This window comes from Pseudomonas sp. B21_DOA, assembly GCA_030544685.1.
GTDB classification, from domain to species: Bacteria; Pseudomonadota; Gammaproteobacteria; order Pseudomonadales; family Pseudomonadaceae; genus Aquipseudomonas; species Aquipseudomonas fluorescens_AO.
Window position 1 is genome coordinate 4,868,552 of sequence record CP086683.1, and the last position, 21,001, is coordinate 4,889,552.

At 59.5% G+C, this 21,001-nt stretch carries 24 protein-coding genes and 6 pseudogenes; all 30 read right to left on the bottom strand.

All coding sequences use genetic code 11. From position 1 onward, the window contains the following. Positions 1-55 precede the first annotated feature (55 nt). Positions 56-366, bottom strand: a pseudogene (locus LJU32_22435) (phage tail assembly protein). An 11-nt stretch (positions 367-377) separates the two neighbouring features. Continuing rightward, on the bottom strand, positions 378-887 hold the full coding sequence (locus LJU32_22440; GenBank protein WKV88219.1) for a phage major tail tube protein: 510 nt from the start codon (positions 885-887) through the stop codon (positions 378-380). A 5-nt stretch (positions 888-892) separates the two neighbouring features. Further along, positions 893-2,059, bottom strand: coding sequence for a phage tail sheath family protein (locus tag LJU32_22445; protein ID WKV88220.1), 1,167 nt, complete (start codon positions 2,057-2,059; stop codon positions 893-895). A gap of 103 nt (positions 2,060-2,162) precedes the next feature. Beyond that, positions 2,163-2,555 carry a DUF4376 domain-containing protein gene (locus LJU32_22450; protein ID WKV88221.1) on the bottom strand — a complete coding sequence of 131 codons (393 nt, stop codon included), beginning with the start codon at positions 2,553-2,555 and terminating at the stop codon, positions 2,163-2,165. A gap of 120 nt (positions 2,556-2,675) precedes the next feature. Beyond that, the gene (locus LJU32_22455; protein WKV88222.1) at positions 2,676-3,143 is read right to left on the bottom strand and encodes a hypothetical protein; all 468 of its coding nucleotides are present in this window, start codon (positions 3,141-3,143) and stop codon (positions 2,676-2,678) included. 31 nt (positions 3,144-3,174) lie between these two features. Then, positions 3,175-3,393: a hypothetical protein gene (locus LJU32_22460; protein ID WKV88223.1), complete on the bottom strand. Its 219-nt coding sequence runs from the start codon at positions 3,391-3,393 to the stop codon at positions 3,175-3,177. A gap of 52 nt (positions 3,394-3,445) precedes the next feature. Further along, entirely contained in the window at positions 3,446-3,883 is a 438-nt protein-coding gene (locus LJU32_22465; protein WKV91175.1) for a phage tail protein, read from the bottom strand. A gap of 177 nt (positions 3,884-4,060) precedes the next feature. Then, positions 4,061-4,545 (bottom strand): annotated as a pseudogene (locus tag LJU32_22470) (phage tail protein). Further along, the gene (locus tag LJU32_22475) at positions 4,538-5,146 is read right to left on the bottom strand and encodes a phage tail protein I (protein WKV88224.1); all 609 of its coding nucleotides are present in this window, start codon (positions 5,144-5,146) and stop codon (positions 4,538-4,540) included. The pseudogene LJU32_22470 and the gene LJU32_22475 overlap by 8 nt, the downstream one beginning before the upstream one ends. Next, positions 5,143-6,030 carry a baseplate J/gp47 family protein gene (locus LJU32_22480; protein WKV88225.1) on the bottom strand — a complete coding sequence of 296 codons (888 nt, stop codon included), beginning with the start codon at positions 6,028-6,030 and terminating at the stop codon, positions 5,143-5,145. The genes LJU32_22475 and LJU32_22480 overlap by 4 nt, the downstream gene beginning before the upstream one ends. Continuing rightward, complete coding sequence (locus LJU32_22485) at positions 6,027-6,353, bottom strand: GPW/gp25 family protein (GenBank protein ID WKV88226.1); 327 nt, start codon at positions 6,351-6,353, stop codon at positions 6,027-6,029. The genes LJU32_22480 and LJU32_22485 overlap by 4 nt, the downstream gene beginning before the upstream one ends. A gap of 5 nt (positions 6,354-6,358) precedes the next feature. After that, entirely contained in the window at positions 6,359-6,574 is a 216-nt protein-coding gene (locus tag LJU32_22490) for a hypothetical protein (protein ID WKV88227.1), read from the bottom strand. 54 nt (positions 6,575-6,628) lie between these two features. Then, positions 6,629-7,203 (bottom strand): annotated as a pseudogene (locus LJU32_22495) (phage baseplate assembly protein V). Beyond that, entirely contained in the window at positions 7,200-7,718 is a 519-nt protein-coding gene (locus tag LJU32_22500; protein ID WKV88228.1) for a hypothetical protein, read from the bottom strand. The pseudogene LJU32_22495 and the gene LJU32_22500 overlap by 4 nt, the downstream one beginning before the upstream one ends. Position 7,719: 1 nt before the next feature. Next, complete coding sequence (locus LJU32_22505; protein ID WKV88229.1) at positions 7,720-8,376, bottom strand: hypothetical protein; 657 nt, start codon at positions 8,374-8,376, stop codon at positions 7,720-7,722. Further along, a pseudogene (locus LJU32_22510) lies at positions 8,373-8,685 on the bottom strand (hypothetical protein). Before LJU32_22510 ends, LJU32_22505 begins: the two are co-directional and overlap by 4 nt. 218 nt (positions 8,686-8,903) lie before the next feature. After that, positions 8,904-9,893, bottom strand: coding sequence for a major capsid protein (locus LJU32_22515; protein ID WKV88230.1), 990 nt, complete (start codon positions 9,891-9,893; stop codon positions 8,904-8,906). Between the two features lie 50 nt (positions 9,894-9,943). Continuing rightward, positions 9,944-10,294 (bottom strand): head decoration protein, encoded by a 351-nt coding sequence (locus tag LJU32_22520; GenBank protein ID WKV88231.1) that lies wholly within the window; start codon positions 10,292-10,294, stop codon positions 9,944-9,946. A gap of 12 nt (positions 10,295-10,306) precedes the next feature. After that, positions 10,307-11,539 carry a S49 family peptidase gene (locus tag LJU32_22525; GenBank protein WKV88232.1) on the bottom strand — a complete coding sequence of 411 codons (1,233 nt, stop codon included), beginning with the start codon at positions 11,537-11,539 and terminating at the stop codon, positions 10,307-10,309. Positions 11,540-11,541: 2 nt separating this feature from the next. Further along, positions 11,542-13,152, bottom strand: coding sequence for a phage portal protein (locus tag LJU32_22530; GenBank protein WKV88233.1), 1,611 nt, complete (start codon positions 13,150-13,152; stop codon positions 11,542-11,544). A gap of 2 nt (positions 13,153-13,154) precedes the next feature. Next, positions 13,155-13,369: pseudogene (locus tag LJU32_22535) on the bottom strand (hypothetical protein). Between the two features lie 10 nt (positions 13,370-13,379). Continuing rightward, positions 13,380-15,269, bottom strand: a complete 1,890-nt coding sequence (locus LJU32_22540; GenBank protein WKV88234.1) for a phage terminase large subunit family protein — start codon at positions 15,267-15,269, stop codon at positions 13,380-13,382. 43 nt (positions 15,270-15,312) lie between these two features. Then, complete coding sequence (locus tag LJU32_22545; protein ID WKV88235.1) at positions 15,313-15,594, bottom strand: hypothetical protein; 282 nt, start codon at positions 15,592-15,594, stop codon at positions 15,313-15,315. After that, on the bottom strand, positions 15,552-15,836 hold the full coding sequence (locus tag LJU32_22550; GenBank protein ID WKV88236.1) for a terminase small subunit: 285 nt from the start codon (positions 15,834-15,836) through the stop codon (positions 15,552-15,554). The genes LJU32_22545 and LJU32_22550 overlap by 43 nt, the downstream gene beginning before the upstream one ends. 133 nt (positions 15,837-15,969) lie before the next feature. Next, positions 15,970-16,308 (bottom strand): pyocin R2, holin, encoded by a 339-nt coding sequence (locus LJU32_22555; protein ID WKV88237.1) that lies wholly within the window; start codon positions 16,306-16,308, stop codon positions 15,970-15,972. A 187-nt stretch (positions 16,309-16,495) separates the two neighbouring features. After that, positions 16,496-16,978 (bottom strand): hypothetical protein, encoded by a 483-nt coding sequence (locus LJU32_22560; GenBank protein WKV88238.1) that lies wholly within the window; start codon positions 16,976-16,978, stop codon positions 16,496-16,498. Beyond that, on the bottom strand, positions 16,971-17,309 hold the full coding sequence (locus tag LJU32_22565) for a hypothetical protein (GenBank protein ID WKV88239.1): 339 nt from the start codon (positions 17,307-17,309) through the stop codon (positions 16,971-16,973). The genes LJU32_22560 and LJU32_22565 overlap by 8 nt, the downstream gene beginning before the upstream one ends. Further along, positions 17,306-20,001, bottom strand: a pseudogene (locus tag LJU32_22570) (bifunctional DNA primase/polymerase). The gene LJU32_22565 and the pseudogene LJU32_22570 overlap by 4 nt, the downstream one beginning before the upstream one ends. After that, positions 19,998-20,204, bottom strand: coding sequence for a TraR/DksA C4-type zinc finger protein (locus tag LJU32_22575; GenBank protein ID WKV88240.1), 207 nt, complete (start codon positions 20,202-20,204; stop codon positions 19,998-20,000). Before LJU32_22575 ends, LJU32_22570 begins: the two are co-directional and overlap by 4 nt. Beyond that, complete coding sequence (locus LJU32_22580; protein WKV91176.1) at positions 20,197-20,685, bottom strand: hypothetical protein; 489 nt, start codon at positions 20,683-20,685, stop codon at positions 20,197-20,199. The genes LJU32_22575 and LJU32_22580 overlap by 8 nt, the downstream gene beginning before the upstream one ends. Positions 20,686-21,001 lie beyond the last annotated feature (316 nt).

Below are 21,001 nucleotides of genomic sequence, written 5' to 3' on the forward strand. Positions count from 1 at the left end.
AGAGAAACCCGTCTCTCTCGCCAAGGTCTTGGCCGCTACCCGTTGGGTTTCGGTGTTAAAGCTCGTCCTCTTCGACCAGGCGAAAATAGCCAGCCTGCAAGCGGTTGTAGTTCCGCTGAGTCAGGGCGGCAATTTCCTTTTCGGTCGCACCGATCAGGCTGCACAGAATGTTGATTTCGATCTGCTCGTAATCACCCTTTGCCGTGGCAGTTGCGGCACGCGTGTCACGCACCGTCGGCGCTCGCATGGTCACCTTGTCGACCTTGATGCCGCCGAAATTGGCGGCCCCTTCAAGGTGATGATTGCGCTGTCGTCACTGATAGCCAGCCAGGACGGGACTTTCTTTTCTTCGGTTTCGTGAGTCATGTTCTATTTCCTTACAGGCCGAGGGCCGAGCGTTCAGCGGCCAACTGGTCTACACCATTGACAACCATGATCATTGCGAGCGGGTCGATCTCGTACATCAGGCGACCGTCAATTTCGAGCTTGTAATACGTGAGCTTTACGGCGTGCTTGATTTCGCCCACGGTCGCCGGTTTCCAGTCGCCCATGTCCACCTCTTTCACGCCGCCGCGCATGGTGACGATCACCGGCGTAATGCGGCCTTTCAGATCCGCGAAGGCGCCACGAAACGTCAGGCTGGTGGCCGTCTGGTCAGCCAGACCAAAGAACTTCAGCGCCTCGCGGCGCACACCGTTGGTGGTAAAGGACGATTCGATCTTTTCCATGCCCACGGCAAACTCGATCGGGGCGAACATACCCCCGCCCTGATAGTCCTCGGTTTTCAGGGTCAGTTTCGGCAGCGTCAGGGTGGGCACGTCGCCGGAAAAGCTGACGCCGTCCACAAACAGGTTCATGTTTTTCAGAACTTGAGGAATCATTGGCAAGCCCCTTAGGCTGCTTCAAGCACTTCAGTCATCCACTGATCGGTGACTTCGAAAAGGAAATTCGGGTTTTCTGCCGGCGGAACATCGGTGAAACGGATGCGCCAAAACACCTTGCCTTGGGCGATCTGGCTGGCCGTGTTCAGTTCGGTGTCGGGGAACACTTCAAAGTTGATGATCGCGCCCTGGGCTTTGAGGTCAGACATGAACGCGTCGAGACCGTTGGTGACATCGGCCACGTAGGTCTTGGTGATCGAGCGGTCGACCGCCCACTTGTGCCCGGCCTGCACCGCGTCCATGAGAATGAACAGCGTGCGAACACGGGTGACGAAGGCCCACTTCGGATCGCTCGACAGCGTGCGGTTGCCCCACAGGCGGTAACCGTCATCGCGAATGATCGTGGTGATATTGGCGTTATTGAGCAGGTTGGCCCGGCAGGTCTCGTCGCCGTCCAGGTACTCGACCGCGCGACCTGTGCCAGTGATGCCGGTCAACTCCTTGTTCGACGGCGAGGCCCAGAAACCGTATTCAGCATCCGTCCACGCGAACAGCCCCGCCGCCCAAGCCGAACCGGGCGCGTCGACGGTCTTGCTGGTGACGGTGTCCCAATACTTGACGCCCGGGTCGACCATAAACAGGTTGCGACTGCCGAAGTTATCGGCGTAGGCCATGGCGGCCTCGTCGGTCGTGCCAGGGCCGTCGATGATGCCGATGGCGCGCAGCTTCTGCGCCACGCTATCGAGCGCCGTGGCCACCGCCTGAGTCGCGGTATGACCCGGCGCGATCAACAGTCGCGGCTGCGCATTGAACAGGCTTTTACCGTCGAGCAGCGCCTGTAACCCGGTGCGCTGGCCCGAGGCCAAAACGCCGCCGATGATCGCCGAGGTTTGCAGCGCCGCGTCTTCCAGCTTGGCCACGCCGATGGCAACGATCACGGCTTTAGCCTTGGCGTAAATAGCCTGACAGGCCTTGGTGATCGCCGAGTCAGGGCCGAAAGCCGCGATGGCTTCGCGCTCGGTGGTGATCAGTTTCAGCTCGCCCGCCTTGGCCGTGCCACCGCCCAGAACGCCAGGGGTGAAGGTGTCGCACAGACCAATGATCGAGGACGACGGCAGCGAGATGGTGCGCGCGCCAGTGTCGACCGACGTGGTCGTGACGCCGTGAAAGAAAGTCATAAGGCTCGTTCTCCAGAAACGAAATAGCCCCGCATGTGCGAGGCTGTGAGGGTGTTCGTGTTACGCGTAACGGAAAAGAAAACGCCCCGTCAGTGCGGGGCGTCTATTGCAGCTCTGCCGGATCAGGCGGCAAGGAATCCGGCCAACCTTGCGACAGCATTTCGTCGTGATACTCGCCGGCCTCGATCGCGCGCAACAGCGTAAACTCGCGGTCAAAGCAGGCTTGAACGTGCGCCCGCACGGCCTTGGCAATCGTGATGATTTGCGCCGCGCCGATTTCGACAAAACCGTCTGCCGTCTTGAAGTTGCAGCGGTAGTCAGGATCGAGGACGGCGGACAATCCCGTACTGGCGATCAGCGCCTGGCTGTCGCGAGTCGTCTCGATGGCCAGCCCCTCGACCACGACGCCCGTACCCTCTCGGCGGAAGCGTTCGGCGGCAACCACTTCGGCGAGCGGCAGGGGGCGACCGCCAAACCCGGCGCCGAGAACTGCCAAGCGCCGTCGACCTCTACCGCCTTCCAACCCGCCGCCGGCATCGGCTCGATGCCGTCAACACACACCCACACCATGGAAGGGTGATACAGCGCCGTGATATCGCCGTCAGTCTCGATCAGCTCAAACACCTGCTCGCCGTAGACCCGCGCATAAATACTCATGCCCACTCCTCAACATCGATCCAACCATCAGCACCGTGACCGCCGCGCAAATGCGCAGGGTATGAAGGAAGCGCAACGGCACCGCCGCCACCCGACCCCGGGTTGACCGCATCAGCACCCTGCGAACTGGTTGAGATTGAATTACCCCCGGCCCCATTTCACTCGGGCCGCCCTCGCCAGATACGACAAAGTCAGTTTTTGGCCCAATGACGCCACCACCACCCTTGCCCTGCCCATTTTTCACAGTCGCGCCGACCGCCGGTTGTGAATTCGGGGTCTGGCCCAGGTACAGCGGCGGCGCCACGTTCGCCGACAACCCACCACCGATACCGCCCGGCGCGGTGACATGTGATCCGAACGAAGTGGCCCCGCCGTTGTTACCCGGACCAACCAGCACACCGGTGCCGCCCTTGCCGATCGTGGCCATCACACCGTCGAAACCGCTGGTGATCCACGTATCAAATGGCGCCCCGCACCGCCGCCGCAGCCGGCGGAAACCTGACCCGCCGCGGTTGATGCTGCACCACCGCCAGCAGCGCCTGCCCCTGCCCCCTCACTCGAATTTTGATGGTTCCAGGCGTCGACCAATAAATCTGAGTCGCCCGAATTCGACGCAGGCCGAGAAAGCGCCCGGTCGCCTTGCGCACTTCATCGGCCAAAACACCGACGTCAATCACGCCTTGGTTAACCGGCGCACTCCAAGCCTTAATACACCACATCACCGCGACGTTACGCGGACGGGTTACGCCACCGGCGAGACGGGAACGGGCTAAAACTCACATTCGCCGAGGTGAAAGTGATCCCGACGCCCGGATAATCCGATTCGCGATATAAGTCCGCCTGCGCCTCGACTGGAGAACCTCGCACAACGTCGACCGATTGCCCGCCCGTATAGTTACTGTCGAACACGGCAAGCGTACCGAGCTGGGCGCTGCCAATCGCGCGACCCACATCGTAGCCACGACCGTGATCCCAGCCGCGCAGGAATTCAGCGCGCAGATCCGGCAAGCGGAAATTGCCGGCGCCCTCGTTACCCTTGTTGAAGGCCGTCCCGAGGAAGGCCGACAGATCTGGGTAAGCGGCGACACTCTTGACGCTTCCGTCCAGCTCCAGAAACCCGGCCGGCTGCTTATCGACCGGGAACGACACAATGGCGCCAACCGGCATGGCCGTGGCCTTGGCAATCAGCGCGTCGACCTGTGCCGACGTATAGCTGTCGGTGATGCCCATGCCGGCGAGCGTCCCGGGGTTGTCTCCCGACACTACGATCCCACGGTCGTTAGTCTTGACCCGCGTCCACTGGCCCGGCGTTTTGTTCTTCGGCAGCACCTCCAGGATCGCCGCGTCGACGTAGGACCGCGTGGCCAGCACCACGGCCGGGTCAATCTTGAGCTGAATGTTGCCGGTGCTGGTGACGATGAAGTTCATCCGCACGATTTGCGTACGGCCCGAGCCTTGCGACAGCAACGGCTTGAAGCTGGGCGCGCAGTTGGCCACCGCCACCAGATCGCCGTCAGCATCGTAGAGGCCGATTTCGCGGATCCACTTACCGCCCTCGTCAGCCGGGATAATCTGCTCGGCGATGATCACCGCCGGGTTTTTGGGTCGACCAGCAATTGATTCAGCGGCTGACGGCGCCACTCGTTGAGCAGTTCGGTTTGCCCGGCCGAGGGCACCGGGTTGGGCGGATCGGCCAGCCCGTTCGGGTTGGCATCCCCTACGCCCATTTGCGTGATCAGCCAGGGAATGCCGAGCGCGTCGGCGTTCGCCTGCTTGGCCATCCCCACATTCGTAAGGATCGCGAAAAACTGCGAATTCGCATCAATCATAATAAACGTCCAAGGTGTCTATGGTGTGTTCGCGGCCGACCACGCCGAAGCTGCCAGTCACCTCAATGTCACGCATGACGGGCGGGTAAACGTCGATTTCGTCGCCTTCGTAGACGGACACAGCGATATTCAAATTGCCTTGAGTTTCCAGGCTGATCGCCAGCCCGGTCAGATGCCGGGTGACGGGTTTGGCGTCGTCAATCAGGCGCTCAAGCTCCTGATACATTTCTTCGGTGATGCCGGTATCGAGCACCCCGACCTTCAGCGCGAAAGTGCCCGGCACGCCCTCGGGCACGGTCTTGAACCACTCGATAATCTCGATCAGATAGCCCAGCGGCTCGACCACGCGGCGCAGCGCGCCGATCGTGCCCTTGTGCTTGTGGATATAGAACGACGCCCTGATGGCCGCGCGCTTGGTCGCCTCAGACCATCGGTAATCCCAGCGATCGACCGACCACGCCCACGCCAGATGCGGGAGCAGCTCGACCGGGCAGGTGTCGGGGTTGTACAGCGTGCGCAGCGGGACAATCGTGCGATCGTAGAAAGCCGCTTCGATTGCCCGCTCCAGAGGCGTGCTATTGCTCGGCAGTAGGCTTTTCATGTCGCCCCCGCCATCGTCACCTCGTAACCGGTGCACCACGCCGCTTGCGCCTTGGTAGGTGCCAGATCCTGCCAGCCCACCAACTCGACCCGTGAAACGCCGGCAATGTGCAGCTGAGCGTCCACAGCCGAGCGCGCCACCTCAACCCCCAGCCGTTTGCGCGGGTTGATCCACGCGGCAAGCCGGCGTTTCGCCTCGGTCAAACTGGCGTCACCCTCGGGGCCGTCGCTGCTCATGTGCAGGATGGCGTCAATCCGGTACTCAAGAATTTCAGCGCTTTGCACCTTGACCCGATCGGCCACCGGCCGCGTGTCCTCGTCATCCAGCGCCAGCCGGACAATGTTCAAAAGCTCGGGGCTGGCCTCGCCTTTCCCTTCGGTACTCAACACCGTTACCGTAACGTTGCACGGCGCCGGACTCTCGGCCGAGGCGTCAGCCACCAGACCCGAGGCGTTACGCGTGTGTAGGATGTAGCTGTTACGCGGCCCCGCCGTGGTCAGCCCCTCATAAGCCAGTTGAATGCGTTCTCGGTACGGGTCGTCCTCTTCCAGCACTTCAGGCACTGGCGGCGTGGCCGTCAGGTCCTCGGCCTGGATCACCAGGCGCGGCAGATTGACGTTGCCGCCAAGCTGATCGAGGTCAGTTTTGATCGCGTAGGCCAGCAGCAGCGCCTTGGCGCCATCGTTGACCCGGGCACGGTTGCCGAGCTTGTTATAGGCCCCGACTTCCAGCAGCTTGACCACCGGATCTGACTCAAGGTTGGCCGTCCAGTTGTCGCCCATGCTCCCGCGAAACATGCTCAAGCTATCTTCAAAGGTTTGTTCGAAGTCCAGCGGCTCCAGCACGTCCGGCGCCGGCAGCGCGGACAGATCCAAGATACTCATGCGCTCACCTCGGCCAGAAAGTCGTCGCCCAGATATTCGCCGACGACGACCAAATCAATTTTTCCGCCCAGCACAGACCGCACCTTGACGCTCTTGAGCTCCACGCGCGGCTCCCAGCGGCCGAGCGCCCGCGCGGCCTCAGCCTGCACCGAACTGATCCAACCGGCGTTAACCGGCAAGTCCACATAGGTGCGTAGCTTGCTGCCGTAGTCGGGCCGCTCCCGGCGACTGCCCAACGGAGTGCTGAGAATGTCGCCGATGGACTGAATAACGCTGTCGATGCCGGTAATGGGCTGGCCGGTGCGGCGATCCATTCCGATCATCTGCGTTACTCCTGGGATTCAAGTTCGGGATGGGATTTCAGGAACGTCACAGCCTGTTCATCGGACGCCGAAACATCGACCGAGGCCTTGACCACGGCAAGCGTGCGATTGGTTCCAGGGATGCAAAGCGTGCGCGAGGTATAGACCGTGTCGCGAAACGCCAAACGCAGATCCGTCGCCGGCGCCGCATCAGCGCCGGGTGTTGCAGTGGCCTTGGCCATGGGTTTCCTCCAGACACAAAAAACCCGCACTTGGCGGGCTGCATGGTTGATTGATCAATGCTTGTGGTGATTGTCGCTATTGCCGGCGGCCATGATGTGCGCGTCGCCGTTGATGTTGCCCGTTACGTGTAACGGCCCGTCGATGTTGACCGGTCCTTTGATGTTCACAGTGGCCTCAATGTCGACCGTGCCAGACTTCACCGTCACCGCGTTATCCGTAACGACCAGTTCTGTACCGCCGACCTTGATTGTCACGGTCCCGCTGGGCACGGTGATCGTGTAGCTGCTTGCCTCCCAGTCGTAGACCAGTGAACCCCCATCATCGAACCGCCAGACCTCGACATGATCGCGATTGTCCGGCTGGGCGCCGGCATTGCCGTACAGCCCCGGGATAAACGTCCCGATGCCGGCCTGCCCGCTGGGGCTGAACAAAACCCCTGCTCTCCAAGGCTCGGCGAGCGCCAGTGCCGCGCCTTGCCGGCCGCGAGGCTGTGCCAGCGCACCCAGGCGCTCGTCCACTCGCCATTCGATACCCGAACCGCACCGACGGCCAGATCAACCCCCACGACCGCACAGGGCATCAGCATGGCCGCAATCATGCGGTCATGCTCACCGCTTGGATAACTCACGGCAGGCTCTCCGGCGGGAAAAACTCCGGCTCCTTGTCGTCGTTGAAACCGAACATCAGCGAACCCGGCGGTTCGTCTGGCCATGGCCAGTCTTCAGTCCCTAGATAAAGTGTATGGGTCCACTCAACCACCCAGACCGTGTAGCCATCCAGTTCTGGCTTGGTCCAGTCCTGCATGGCCTGCACAAATTCGGCGGGCTGGACGGCTACACCCCAGGTCTGCATGCGCAGCAGCACCGCCAGTTGAGCAGCCAACTGCGAAGCCTGCTGGCAATGTCGGGGACGAATCGGGTCAACGATGATCCGCGCTTCAAACCTGCAGACGAGCGTCGTCTCGCCGGTGCCGATGTCGGTACCAGGCTCCATCTCCACCATTTCAAGGAACACCGCAGGCAGCGCGATGCGATCCTTCACGTCGGGCCATGCCGTAACAGCTTTGACGCCTGGCAGATGATTTACCAGATACAATTCGATCGCCCGATAAAGCTCATCAAGCGTAAAGGGTTCTTCAGACATTTCACGCCCCCTTCAGGTACTTCTGAAACTCGAAATTGAGTTCTTGCTGTAGGATCTCCAGCAAACGCGCATGGGCGCGTTTAACCCACTCGTCGAAATGCGGACGGGCATGCTCAAGCGACACTTTGGCCTTGGCCAGCGGAAAGCGGCTGTCGTTTTCCGCGATCCAACCCGAGCTGGCACCACGACTGGATGACACCGTCGTATCGGGATAGTCGTCTGAACTGAAATGCTTACTCGCGGTACGAATCCAGATATCGGCCTTATTCCCATAAACCTGTTTGAGGAAAGCGCCTTGATACCGCCGTCCCGCCACGGACACGCCTTTTCCGTTTTGCCGCGCCCGACCGATCCGGCTGGATTCAATGGCATTCAGACCGAACCACAACTTGCCGCTTGCTGCCCTGCCTGCGACCGGATAGCTGCGCAAGCGCTGACGCACTGCAGCGACAGCAATGCGCTCCTCCCGGCCAACTGCCCGTGCGATGTGAGTGCGCAACCAACCTAATGTTTTGTTGATCGCACGACGTTGAGCGACAGCGGCCGCTTTTGGCACCAACTTGGCGAAGCCCTCGAAAGCTTGTAGATCTGCAGCCGAAGACTGAATAGTCAGCATCCCGCCGCTGGCCGAGGAACTGTAGTAACTGCCTATACTCATGCCCGCATCCTCAGAATCAAAGCCACCCAACCGGTACCATCTGGCTCAAGTTGGACAAGGTCATATTGGCCACCGCCGTCTTGCACCGATAGGTCAATGGAAACCAGTTGCCCCGATTCGATGCCATCCGCATCTATGGCACGGATCTCAAACTGCGGCTCGCGCAAGGCGGTATTAATCCGTCCCATGCGCGGCTGCAGCCATGGGGCGGAAAAAACCGGCGATCTCTCGACCGCCGACCGTTGCCATGTCGCCCAAGCCATCCAACACCAGGGCGTCCATGTCGTCGCTCAATTCGCGAAAGCCCATCACTCACCGCCGCTGTCGTCGTCCTCATTGGCAACGCCCGATTTCTGGCGCAGCAGTTCTTGGGCTCGGGGTCCTTGAGCGGAGCGATACGGCCTTCGGCGAGTAACGCTTCCTCAACCCCTTTACTTGGCGCATTGTAAGGCTCGCCCTTCACAACAACGACGCGGCCATCCTGCACGCAACCGTCGATCACCAGAAAATCGGCTTTCTTGGCCATGTCACACCACCTTGGCGTAAATGAACGCATCCGGTTCGAGCAGGCCAGCCAACGCCGCGCTCTGCAGCTTCAGCCAACGAGCGCTCGGCTCTTGGGTCACCCAGCTCTTCGGGAAGCGCGCCGCTTCGACCAAGCCGCTTTCCACGGCTTCCAGATCTTGAATCGCCCCGTACAGCATGGCGTTGCGCGTGGACGTCGAGCCGAGAATCAAGCCACCTGCCGGAATCATTGGCTGCTCGTCATCGTCGTCATCCAGGTACCACTCGTCATAACCATAGAGATCGACACCGGGATCGTTCAGGTAACCCAGGTAGGTCACGCCGTCGGGCAGTTCCTCTGGCTTGATCAAGCCCATGTCAACGCGGCGAGTGTTGAGTTGTTTCATCACCATTGAGCTGGATTGAAATGCATCCAGCGCTTCGCCGCTCATGGCTACGGTGTTTGCAGTACGGCCGGAATCCTTGGCGATCTTGCGCTTCCAACTACGAAGATTGGCAATCGGATCGCCGCCTTCGGTGCCCCACTGACCGCTGCCCAAGCTGATCTTGTGATCGCTGGCCATCAGGAAGTCGATGGTGTCATCCACCCCTTCTCCCACGACGCGAACCTTCCCCGTGGTGAGTGCCTGGGCGCACATCCATTCTTCCCGGCGGATGATTTCGTCGTCCAGATCGCGCAGGTCCTTACCGAGCAATTGCCCGGCACGCTCCAGCGGAGTACGCGAGGAAAACGGGTTGTCGCCGGCCGAACGCTTGAGCACCAGCTCGGCGGTGGTTTCGCGCTTGGGTTGAATGTACGGCGGGCTGTAGGTGCTGGTGGTATAGCCTTCGCGCAACGACACGCTGCCCGGCAGACGAGGATTAACAAAGGGCGCCATTTTGCGTTTGCCCTTGATGATGTCGATGTCCACGGTCTTGGTCGGGAACGTGACAGGACTGCCACCGTTGAAAAAGTGTTCAGCAAAAGCGCCGCGCGGTTGGCATCTGCTCAACCGCTTCAAGCATTGTGCGGGTATCAAAAATATCCATCAAAGACTCCGAATTAACGAACAAACAGGCACAGGGAACGCAGCGCAGCTTTTGCCTGCGCCAAAGTAAAACCCTCGCCGAGTGTGAGTTGACTGGCCAGCACTTCACCGGTCAGGCGGATTGGCGCTACCTGCGCGCCTGAGGTCGTATCAGTGAACTGATCCAGTACAGCCGCAGGGGCTTCGGAGCCATCGGTTGCTGCGGCCTTGCTCAGCACATATTCGCCACTGGCCGTTACTTGCCCAAGGACGGCGCCTCGACTGAGCTTCTGGCCGGAAGCGATCACGGCGGTGTCGATCATCACCGGGAAGGCACCGGCGGACAGCTGGTCCGGCACATAGGTTTGGCGTTCTGGGTTGCTCATGATGTTCTCCAATCAGCGGCGCGAGGCGCCCTCGACAATGGCGTTTACGACGGCCTTGCGCTCACCCTGAGCGGCATCGCCCGTCGGAGTGGACGTCGATGCGCCAGTGGCATCGGCCTTGATGGCGTTCAGAGAAATGCCGCGATCCTGCGCTGCCTTGAACAGCTGTAGCGCTGTGGCTTCAACCGTTGTGCCTGCGTCGATGGCAGCGGCGATTTCAGTTTCGAAACCCTTGCTGGCCATTGCATTGATGCCAGTGATGCGTTGCCGCTCTGCAGTAGCGCCTTCCTCGCGACTTTGGGTGCGGATGCTTTCGAGATCCGGTTGGCTCGCCTGAGCGATTTCGATGGTTTGCGGATCCGTGCCGGCGGCCAGCGCCTCACGCAACTCCGCCGTGCTGCTGACGGTGGTCATGTTGTATTTCCTCGGTTGAGTGGCGGCCGGTTTGGCCAGTTCGGTAATCAATGTTTCAAGCGACCCCAGACGGTGGGCCAAGCCGGACTCGACAGCCGCGGCGCCAACGCGCAGGCCGCCGAAGTCGCCCATCTCTGGGACACGCTCCGGCTCCACGCCCAGGTTACGGGCCACCTTGGCGACGAACACATCGCCCATGGCATCGACCGTTTCGCCGACTTTGGCCCGCCCTTCTTCGGTAGAGAGATCTACACGCTTGTTCGGGGCATTGCGGCTGACGATCTGATAGCGCTTACGGCCGTTGCCTTCCTCGCCGCCGACCACGGCTTCAACGACCACACCGATACTCCCGGCGAGCGCCGTTTCGTCGATGACGATTTCGCTGGCAGCTGACGCAATCCAATAGGCCGCGCTTGCACCAGTGCCGCCGATGTAGGCAACGATGCGTTTACGGTCACGGGCCGCATGGATCTGGTCAGCCAGTTCGTTGATGCCGGCGGCAACGCCGCCTGGGCTATCGATGTTCAGGATGATCGCGCTGATCTTGGGATCATCGAGTGCGGTCTGCAGGTCGGTGGCCAGCACCTGAGTGCTGGTCGCACCGCTGATCTCGGTGAAAAGGTTGGCATAGCGAAACACCGGACCGACTACCGGGATGATCGCCACACCATTGCGTACGCTGACAGTGCGGCTGTTATCCAGTCGCATGCCAGTGCGTGTTTCCAGCGCCGCCGGATCGCCCATGCGGTCTGCAATGGTCAGCAAGTTATCCAGGGCGCCGGGCAGCATCAGCCACGGCTGCGATGCAGCCAGCTCGAATGCGCGGGGCATGGTTATTCCTCGTTGGGGTTGGCGGACGGCGGTGTTTCCTGCTCCCGCCCTTTGGGTAAAACGTGCAGGCCATCGTTGCGCCGCTGGGTGACTTCGCGCACGCGCTGCCGATACACCTGCTGCCACGGCTCGCCGGTCATTGCGGCGGTTTCCAGTGTTTCGTTGCTGACACCAATCTCGATGCGCTTACCGGCAGCGTTGGCTTCCTTCAGCTCATCAATGGCGCCACGTGCCGGGCCGATCCAAATCGCCTGGCAGTAGGCTTTGCGTTTCGCCGGGTCCGCGTAACCCGGCAGGCTGATCAATCCACGGGCCACCGCCTCATCGATCAGCAATTCCCGGCTGGGCTGGCAAAAGTCACAGATCAACCACCAGCGGCGCAGGCTGTAAAAACGCCACGCCTGCAACATCGCCGCACGGGCTGCGCTATAGCTGCTGCTGTAGTGGAGCAACAGCTCTTCCATCGGTTGCTCTAAAGCAGCGCCGATTTCCTTGACCACTGCCGTAAAGAACGGATCGAATTGCGCATTAGGCCGCGCAGGATTGGCGATTACCGGTTCCTCACCTTGGCCTAGGTCAACAATCGCCCCCTCGCCCAGAGCCAGTTCGCCGTCAGCCGTTGTGTCGCCTGCGGGACCGTCGCCTTCGTTGGCTAATGCGGTCAGCGGGAGATTCCCGACTTGAAAGTCGTTGGTCTTTTTGATGAACACCGTGAACATTGCGGAGATCACCGCCGCCATCAGCTCGGCGCTGCTATAGCGCTCCAGCTTCTGCAACGGTTCCAGTACCGGTGCCAGGTAAGGCGCTCCGCGCTTTTGCCCCGGACGCTCCTTGTCGGCCATGACGTGCATGACGCGGCGCCGGCCCGTGGCCTCGCCAAAGGCTGGCAGACGCTCCCATTTAAGCGCCTGGCCGGCGGTGTATTCGTTGGGGTATCCGGTACAGACGTGATACGCCAGCGGCGCCCCCAGCCGGTCGAACTCGACACCGTCCACGAGGTTTGCAGTGTCCAATTGCCCGGCTGGATTGCAGACCCGGTCCGATTCGATCAACTGCAAGCGCGTGCTGAAAATGCAGCCTGAGCGCTCATCGTCAGGACTGGCAATCAGCACGTCACCACCCACCATGGACGAGATCAATACCAGTGCTTGTAACTGGTAGTGATTGAGTGTCGCTTCGGCATCGCATTCGCGTGGATCATCGGCGTATAGCGACCACAAGCGATCAAGCTGATTGTTGATTTTCTCAGCCTGCGCCTCGTCGAGACCTAATGCGTCATGATCGATCTGTGACCGGCAAACCAGCCCGGTTCCTACAACATTGGTGCGCAAGCGCGTGATCGCCGCACGGGCTATCAAGTGATTGCGCATGGCGTCTCGCGAGCGAGCAACCAGCATTCGACGCTCGTTTTGATCGAGATCTCGACGCGGACTGCCAAGACCGGGAATCCAGCTGGCCATGCTGCGCAGTACGCGAGAAGCCCCGCGCCATCTCGTCTCAACACCGCCCCCGCCACCTTGGGCGACGATAGGCTTGGACTCGTTTGCCGACTTGGCGAGTTTGAGGGCCTCGCGCATCAGCAGCTCGGCCGGGTCTTTTCGAAAAAATCCCATAGTCAGATCTTCATGAAGGAGACGCGGTTGCGGCCACGTCCCTGTTGTTGAGCCTGTTCCAACGCGACCTCTCTGGCGTACTGCTGCTCCAGAAGACGCAAGCTGTTCAGCTCAGCGCGATAAAGCTCGCGATCCGCACGGCGCAGGCGCTGGCCTTTTTCAGGACGTCAGAGATCGCCGCCCGGACTTCCGCGAGGCGCTGTTGTGCGTCTGTCATGTGTGTTTCCTTAATAGCCCGCGCGACTGCGGGTGCCCCGCCCACGAGCGACAGCTCGGCGCGGTACCGGTGCGACCGGTTGTTCGGTACTGAACAGGGTTGGCTGCAGCAACTGCTGCTCCAACTGGTCCCATTCGTGATCGCGTAACAGATGAGTTTTCAGGCTGCGAGCCGCGTGCAAGGCATACACCTCGCAATCCAGCGCTTCGTTGCGACGGCCGGCTTTCTTTTGCCAAACCATTTTGCTGGGGTTACGCGGGTGCGGTGCCAGGACTTCGTTGGTGAGTTGCTCGTAGTAGTCCGAGCGGATCTCGCAGTACCAATGCATGCGCCCCGGTCCAGCACCTTTGAGGCGCAGCCGCCCATCAATGAGCGTCTTCGCTTTGTGCGTACCGACGATGTGGACTCGCAGGCCGTATTTCGCAGCCTTGGTGTTGTCCTGTGAGGTATCCACCGACTGCGGAGGCTTGGTAAAGATCTCCTTGTCGCGACTGTCGATAGAGGCGCCTTTGATCGCCATCACGTTGTAGCGTTGACGATCCCGCACGTAGGCATACACCGCATCACTGGTATTGCCGTCAGAGCTGTCGATGCTGACCGCCGATACCGCCAGTTGCGCACCGCTTTCGACCGGTATGGGTTGAGAAATAACCCGATCCAGTTCTTGCCAAACAGCGTCATGGGGATCGATGGGGTTGCCGTGAAGCTCACCCCAGTACAAGCGCCACGACTCTTCGCCTCGTCCCCAACCGATGATTGTGAGAGCAAGACGGTCGCCTTGGACGTCAACGCCAACGGTGATCAGCAGGACACCTTTCGGCGCTGTCAGCTCCGCATAAGGCTCCGCACGCTTTTCCAGCTCATCGGTCTTCGGTGCATCGCTCTGATACTCGTAGCTTTCGCCCTTGGAGCTGTTGACGAAAGCGATCATCGGTCCGATGTTGCCTTGCGAGGCCGCGTGTTCGGCCTGGAGCTTTTTCTCCATCAACACCTGGAAACGCGATCCCCAAAACGTCGCGTACAGCTCGTTGAGGATGTAACCGGCGATCCCCCGAAATTCTGCTGTAGCCGACCAGCGCCCGTGCTTGAGGTTGGCGTTCTTCTGGTTGTCATCCCAGATTCCACCGCAGTGCGGGCAGGAGTAAAAAGTTTTCTCCGGCCGCTTCTTGCCGTACACCTCATGCAGGTATTCCGGATCCTCGTCGCAGTGCAGGTTGTCAAAGCTCAACGCGTGTTCTTGGCCGCATTCGTGACACGGCACCAGGCCGACGCGCTTGTCCGACAGTTCCAGCTCAGCATCTATGGCGGACAAGCCCTTGATGGTCGGTGTACCGCCGATGATGATCTTCGAGCGGCGAAACGTTTTCAGTCGTTCCTTGGCCAGCTTGATACTGTCGCCCTGACCGCGCAGGTTGAGGTTGCAGTCGTCCGGCTCTTCGATCGCAACGCGCGGCACTGGCGTGGACTTCACACTGGCCGGGCTGTTTGAACCCACCATTTTCAGGAAGCCGCCTGGGAAACGCTTGAAGTCCTGTCGCTGCTGCAACTTGCGGCTTCGCAGATCGACTTTCTTGCGCAGCCGTGGTGTGGCTTCGATCATCGGTTCAAGCTTTTCGCCGACGTACTGTTTGGCCGCTTCGGCCTTGGGAAAGAGCACCAGTATCGGTGACGGATCGATGTCGATCCATTTGCCCAGGGCGTTACCCAGAACGCCTGACGTCCAAGCAACCTGCGCTGACTTACGGCCGACGATCTCGCTGACAGCTGGATCGTCCAACGCTTCCAGTGGCCCGCCCGGCCAGATCAGATGAGGCGTAACGTCAAAGCGATATTTGCCGGGTCGCGCTGCCTCTTCTGGTGCGAGCCAGCGGTACTTGTCCGCCCACTCGATAATGCTCATGCGAGGCGGCGGCGCCCACTTGCGGCAAGCACCGCGCAGCGCTTTAGTCGCCGTCTTCCTCAGGGCCCTCCGAATCGTCCGATTCGTCAGGATATCCATCTGACGCGGCATCATCCTTGTCATAGTCAGAAAGCCTCCTCAGGATGGCTTCAATGGGGTCGCGAATCAGTTGCTCGTCGACTTCCACGTCGTAGCGCGCCGAAAGTTCGGCGGCCAGCACATCGGGGAAAGAGTTGAGCAACTCCACTTTTGCGGCGGTGATCATTGCTTCGAAGCGTTCGATCAAATCAGCAGCGATGACCACCTCGCCAAGATCTTTGGCCATCGCGAGTTCTTCACGATCAGCGCGGATCCGGTCGAGGCGATCGCGGGAAGATTCTTTTTGCCGTTGAGTGCGGCTTGGTGCATCAGCCACTGAATCACGGCTTCGGTGTCGTATTGGTTTTCGTTGCCCCGACCGAGGCCGAACTCGGTCACTGGCATGCCGTCGTTCTGCCATCGGGTCAGGGTGCGTTCATCGCGACCGACGATCTCGCTCAAGTCGGCCTTGCTGACTGTCTTTCCCATGTCTAACCCTTTGAAAAGACGGACATCCCTGTGAAATTCTCAGCTGCAGAGATCCCGCGAGTTCCGTAACCCGTGTAGGGGAGGCCTTCGGGGAGGACCCGGAAAAACCGGCGCCCCTGCTCCGCCCCGCCTCTTAGGTGTGGTCGGTCGATGCTGATTCGGAAAGGCCAAGCCGCTTGGCAGCCCAGCGTTCGTACAACCCGATGGCAACGTCCGCTCCGGCCATTGCAGTGAGGCATCCCAAGGCGCCCGCCGTCCAGATCGTCATGCCGGCCGCGATCATCAGCATCATCGCCGTCACCCCGCAGACAATGCAGGCCCCCGACCGAAGCGCGAGCCTGCGCAGCAACGCCCAGCCCCGGGCACCATCCTTGTCTGCTCGCCACATCTCACCGGATACGCCGCCGACCAGAGCCAGGACGATCACCAACCAGATCGGCATTTCTGCCAGCGCTTGCTGCTCATTTGTCATGTTGTGCCTCAAGTGAAGGAGCATGCCGAACACAAAAGAAAACCCCGCCGGAGGGCAGGGTTTTCAATGTCGCGGCATACGCCAGGACGAAGTGCACAGCACGTGCTCGGGAAGCGCCAAGGCGCAGAATCCATATCGTGGGGACTTTTTACCCCTGAGTACGGAACCGAAAAGGGGGCATTTTCGGTTATCCAACTTGACGCAACTTTGACGCAACTTTGAGGAGACTTTGAGGTAAAGCGCCCCGACCAACGGTAAGCCACTTACGTGCGTCCTTGCGCTCGGCCAGCACCTCAAAGAGTCGGACATGAAGACGGTGCACAAGATCGTAGTAGGTTTGCTTCGCCTTTGAGACGTAGCCCAGTTCGTGCATCTGCGCTGCCCATGTCGGTGCTGGGTCAAAGCCGTAACGCATAACTGCCAACTGTTGCAGCCTTTCACCCCGACCATCTTGCCGGGCAATCTCGGAAAGGGCGGCACCAATTTCCTGCGCAATTGAATCTGGACCCGCACCACCGCCGAGAAGGATCCGAGAACCGGGTGTGCCCCGCGGCGCACAACCGCCCCACTCCATGATTGTCGCCATCGGGCTACCCATGCCTCCCGCTTCACCAGCGTGTCGGCATTGCTCGCCCCAATGTTTCAGCAACAACTCCATCGCCTCAATCATTGCCCTGCCCCCGTAAAACCCAACCCAACACAGAAAAACCGCAACCCGACACAAACCCAACACAGATAAATCCCTTTAAATTCAATGCCTCAATCAAACTTGAGTTGAGTGTGTTGGGTTTGTTAGGTTTATCAGTCTTCGCATAAGAAAAAATTCGTTCCGTTGAATTCGTTGCAAAGAACGTCATGCATGCGCGTGCGCGACACAAAACCCAACACACCCCACACAACACCCGCGAGGGCATGTAATTCGGGCACTCAAATTGTGTGGGGTATTCAAAATCAACCCGACACACACTCAACACACCCAACACACTTTTGAAAATAGTCATGCTGCAAGCGCCTTGATGTGATCCCAGCTGTCCACGTGCCAGCCCGCCAGCTTGGCCTTAGCCCGCCAGTTCTCTACCTGCTTGCCCAGCTCTGCCGCCTTGAGTGATGGGGGCGGGGAAGCATCCAGATCCACAGGAAAGAAAAACGCGCCGAAGCGACGGTTATTGCCGTCAGTCCAGGGTATCGCCCGCGTTTTATCCACCTCGGAACTGATAAATAGAGAGAACTTGGTCTGACTCATCACGTGCTCTTTGTTGCGCTGGCACCATTCGAGAAACAACGAATAGAGGTCGGTCGATAGACACGGTCCCCAAAGCCCATGCCCCAGCTCGCTGTACTTCCACAGATGCAAGAATGTTTGCCAGCCGGCCCGGCTCAAGGCCACCAAACGCTCACGCGCCTCGGTCGATGGCGGCCGCGTGCGCTGGTTGAAGTCCCCTAGATCGACCGACAATAACCAACCGTAGAGCGCCGCCACCCCACCCTGCTCCAGTTCACGACCAATCGCCTTTTGCCTTGCGACTGGCAGGGTCTCCATAGGCCACATGACCAGCATTCGTCGATCACTGTCGCTGATTGGCCACGGAAGAATCTCGTTGCTGAGAAACACCGCGTTCATGTGGTTGGCTTCTTCCCAGCCATTAATGAATTTCGACTCCATCCGCACCGTTTTACCAGTGATCAAGTGCTTGATCTTGCCCACCTGGTTGTAACGTTGATCGCGACTGACGACCTCTTCAAATACCGACCACAATTTGCGGCTTTGCCACGCGTTGAAACTGCTTTCCAATTGCGTCTGACCAACAGTCGCCGCGTATTGGCCGTAAAGCATGCCGAGTGCGTCAGCGAACAAAAGGCTCTTGCCCGAACCTTCCATGATCGAATGCATCAACACAGCGGTATCCATCTTGGCGCCGAGGTGTTGCAGCGGATACGCCAGCCAGCGAGTTAGCCAATCGGTTGCAGCTTCATCGTGGTTACAAAGAAATGAAATCAGCCAACGCAGGTTGGCACACGCTGCATCATCCCTGACTGGCTCAAGCGGCAACCCGTCAAAGGTATTGATGTACACCGCAGGATCCTTCGTCATGGTCGGATCAAACACGATGTGTTCAACATCGACGGTGCGGCGCTCACTGCTGTTCAACCACAGCGGGTAAGTGTCACCCAGCGCCATCTTCACCGCGCCCTCGGCTATACGCCGCTTCTTTTCCCGATCCCAAACGTCTTTGGTGCCATCGATGTAAACGTAGCGATCGGTTGGAGACATCCCGAATGCACCGCCTTTCTTCCCAGCCATGCGGCGCGCCTGCTCGATCTCGCGAACATGGTCGTCAGAAATCAGCCTCTTTCCGGTGTCGTCCAACCAGGCTTTGGCCAGAGGCTTGCCCACGCGAGCTTCGAAGGCGGACTTCTTCATTACCTTCGATTGGTCGCAGTCCCATACGTGCGTGGTGCCCTCGACCAACGCAAAACGACGCAGAATGTGATCCAACGTTATGACCTCCCCGCCCCCCGTCAGGAGCAGGAGCGGCCTCGCTGGACGGGCATGTTTCGTCGGAGATCGGCCCGCTCAATTCACCGGATGGGGTGGGGGAAGATCATTCGGATCTGGACGGGCGGCGTATTGCATGCCCAACATTCGCGCAGCATCCTTCACAGCCTTCGACTGGTCGCCACCGTGCTCGAGTAAGCAGAACACTTCAAAGGCGTCGTTCTGATGCCCGTTCGCGAGAGGGTCAGCACCGTGGTGCGAATAAACCTTGTCCTCACTGATCGTCACCCCTGGCAGACCGGTGCTGCTTTGAGGGTACAGCCACTTATTGCCTCGCTTGATGTATCCATGGGCACGAAGAAGCTCCGCAACATCGTGACAACGGTTGAATTCATTAATTACCGAGGGCTGTTTGCCGCCACCGAGTGCAGGACGCTTTTGGGCTTTGGCCGGTGGCTTTGGTGGCGCAACCGCCCATGGACATGCAGCTTCAGCATCTCGCTTAAAAACTCCCAATTCTGCCAAATGGTAAGCAGCTCGTTGGTCAGCGTCGGCAGCCCGTCAGTAGCACTTGGAGCAGTTTTCCAGATGTAAGGTTTGCCGGTACCGGGATGAATTGATGGTGGAAATACGTCTTGCACCAATCCCGCACGTAGTTCAAAGACCGTGAAGCGTTTGAACGGCTCGGCTTCGGTTCGTGCAGCAGCTTCTGCGGCAAGATCACCCTGCTCTTTCGCAACCTTAGCCTTGTCCATCAACCCTTTGAAAATCGAACCGTCCGGGTCTTTTTCATTCGGCCATGAAAGTGAATGACGCGTGAGTTCGATGCCTTCCGGCACCTTGAACACCACCCGGAATCGCAGCGGATTCCCGACGATAGTCGGGAACACTACTGCCATCGCGTCAAGGTCAAGGCCCAACAGTTCATACAGAACATGTCGCGTCCATTGAACGTCATCAACATCCAATGAACAAACGCGGCTCGGCCCCAGCACGACGCCAAGGTTGTGATTTGGGTTTCGTTGCCAGAACGCCTCGGCCGTGTCGGCGTCGGTGATGTAGCCTCCGGGCTTATTCCACCCAAGGCCTTTCGGAGCCTTTTCACCTGGATCAATCGATACGAGTGCCAAGTCAAAAGTACTGATGTAACGCTTTGCCCATTTAGCGATGGCTGTTCCTTTGCCCGATTCACTCATCGCCGGGCCTCCCGCAACTCCTGACAAGAGACGCAGGTCTCACAACCTTCAACCTTCTGCTGTCGAAGCAACGGGATTGGTTCGTCGCAGTCGCCACAGAACTGCGCGCTAACGCGGCTCGATGGCACGCGGCGACTGCGATGGATAGCAACATCAAGCAGGTATTGCGCCTGCTCGTTTGCGCGGTCGATATCATCAGCCATTGATGCGATCCTCCATCGCCTGACGAGCGCCCGCCATGATTCCAAGGACTTCGCGAATCACATCCATACCGTGCTTTTCGAGATCAACAACTTCGTGAAGCTCCCAAACATTATCCGCGGCGCCGTCATGCATTTTTGCCACGAATTCACCTGTCTCACCGAGCAACTTGCCAACGGCTTTCAGGGCATCACGCGTTGCCGGTACTGGCACTGGGCGGTACCAAACTGCACCTGCTGGACGCATTAATGCGTCCAGTAAGCGCGAATCAGCCGTCAGCCTGATCACTTCCTCAAGCTCATCGGGATTTAACCAGCGGCGTTCTTCATCGAGTTTGAGTTTTTTCTGGAGGGTGTCGTTGTCCAACACCATTTCAAAGGCAAGGGCGGTGATTCCGCCCTTGTAGTCACGACCAGCGCGATAAATCGCTTGGCGTAGTGGCAGGACCGGACCAGCGTCCGGCAAAAGATCTGTGCGACTCATAACCGTAAATCCCCTGTTTACGGTGTAGCCATAGCCCAGGGCAAACCCTATCCTATGACCACGACCGATGTGCATGTGCTGTGTATCGTCGTAGTCGGGCTGGGGGATTCTTTGGTGAGAGGCCCCAGCTCGACACCTTTTAAGCGGCCCTGACCTTGCGGCGCGATCCGATTGGACGAATCTCTACCGCTGTACAGGCCCCTTCTCATCAACCCGAACTCGAATATCTCGAGCTGAGTTGAGCATTTGAGAGACAGCGCTTTGCGATACCCCAATCAGTAAAGCGAGCTCTGGTTGAGTCTTACCCTCGGCGAAA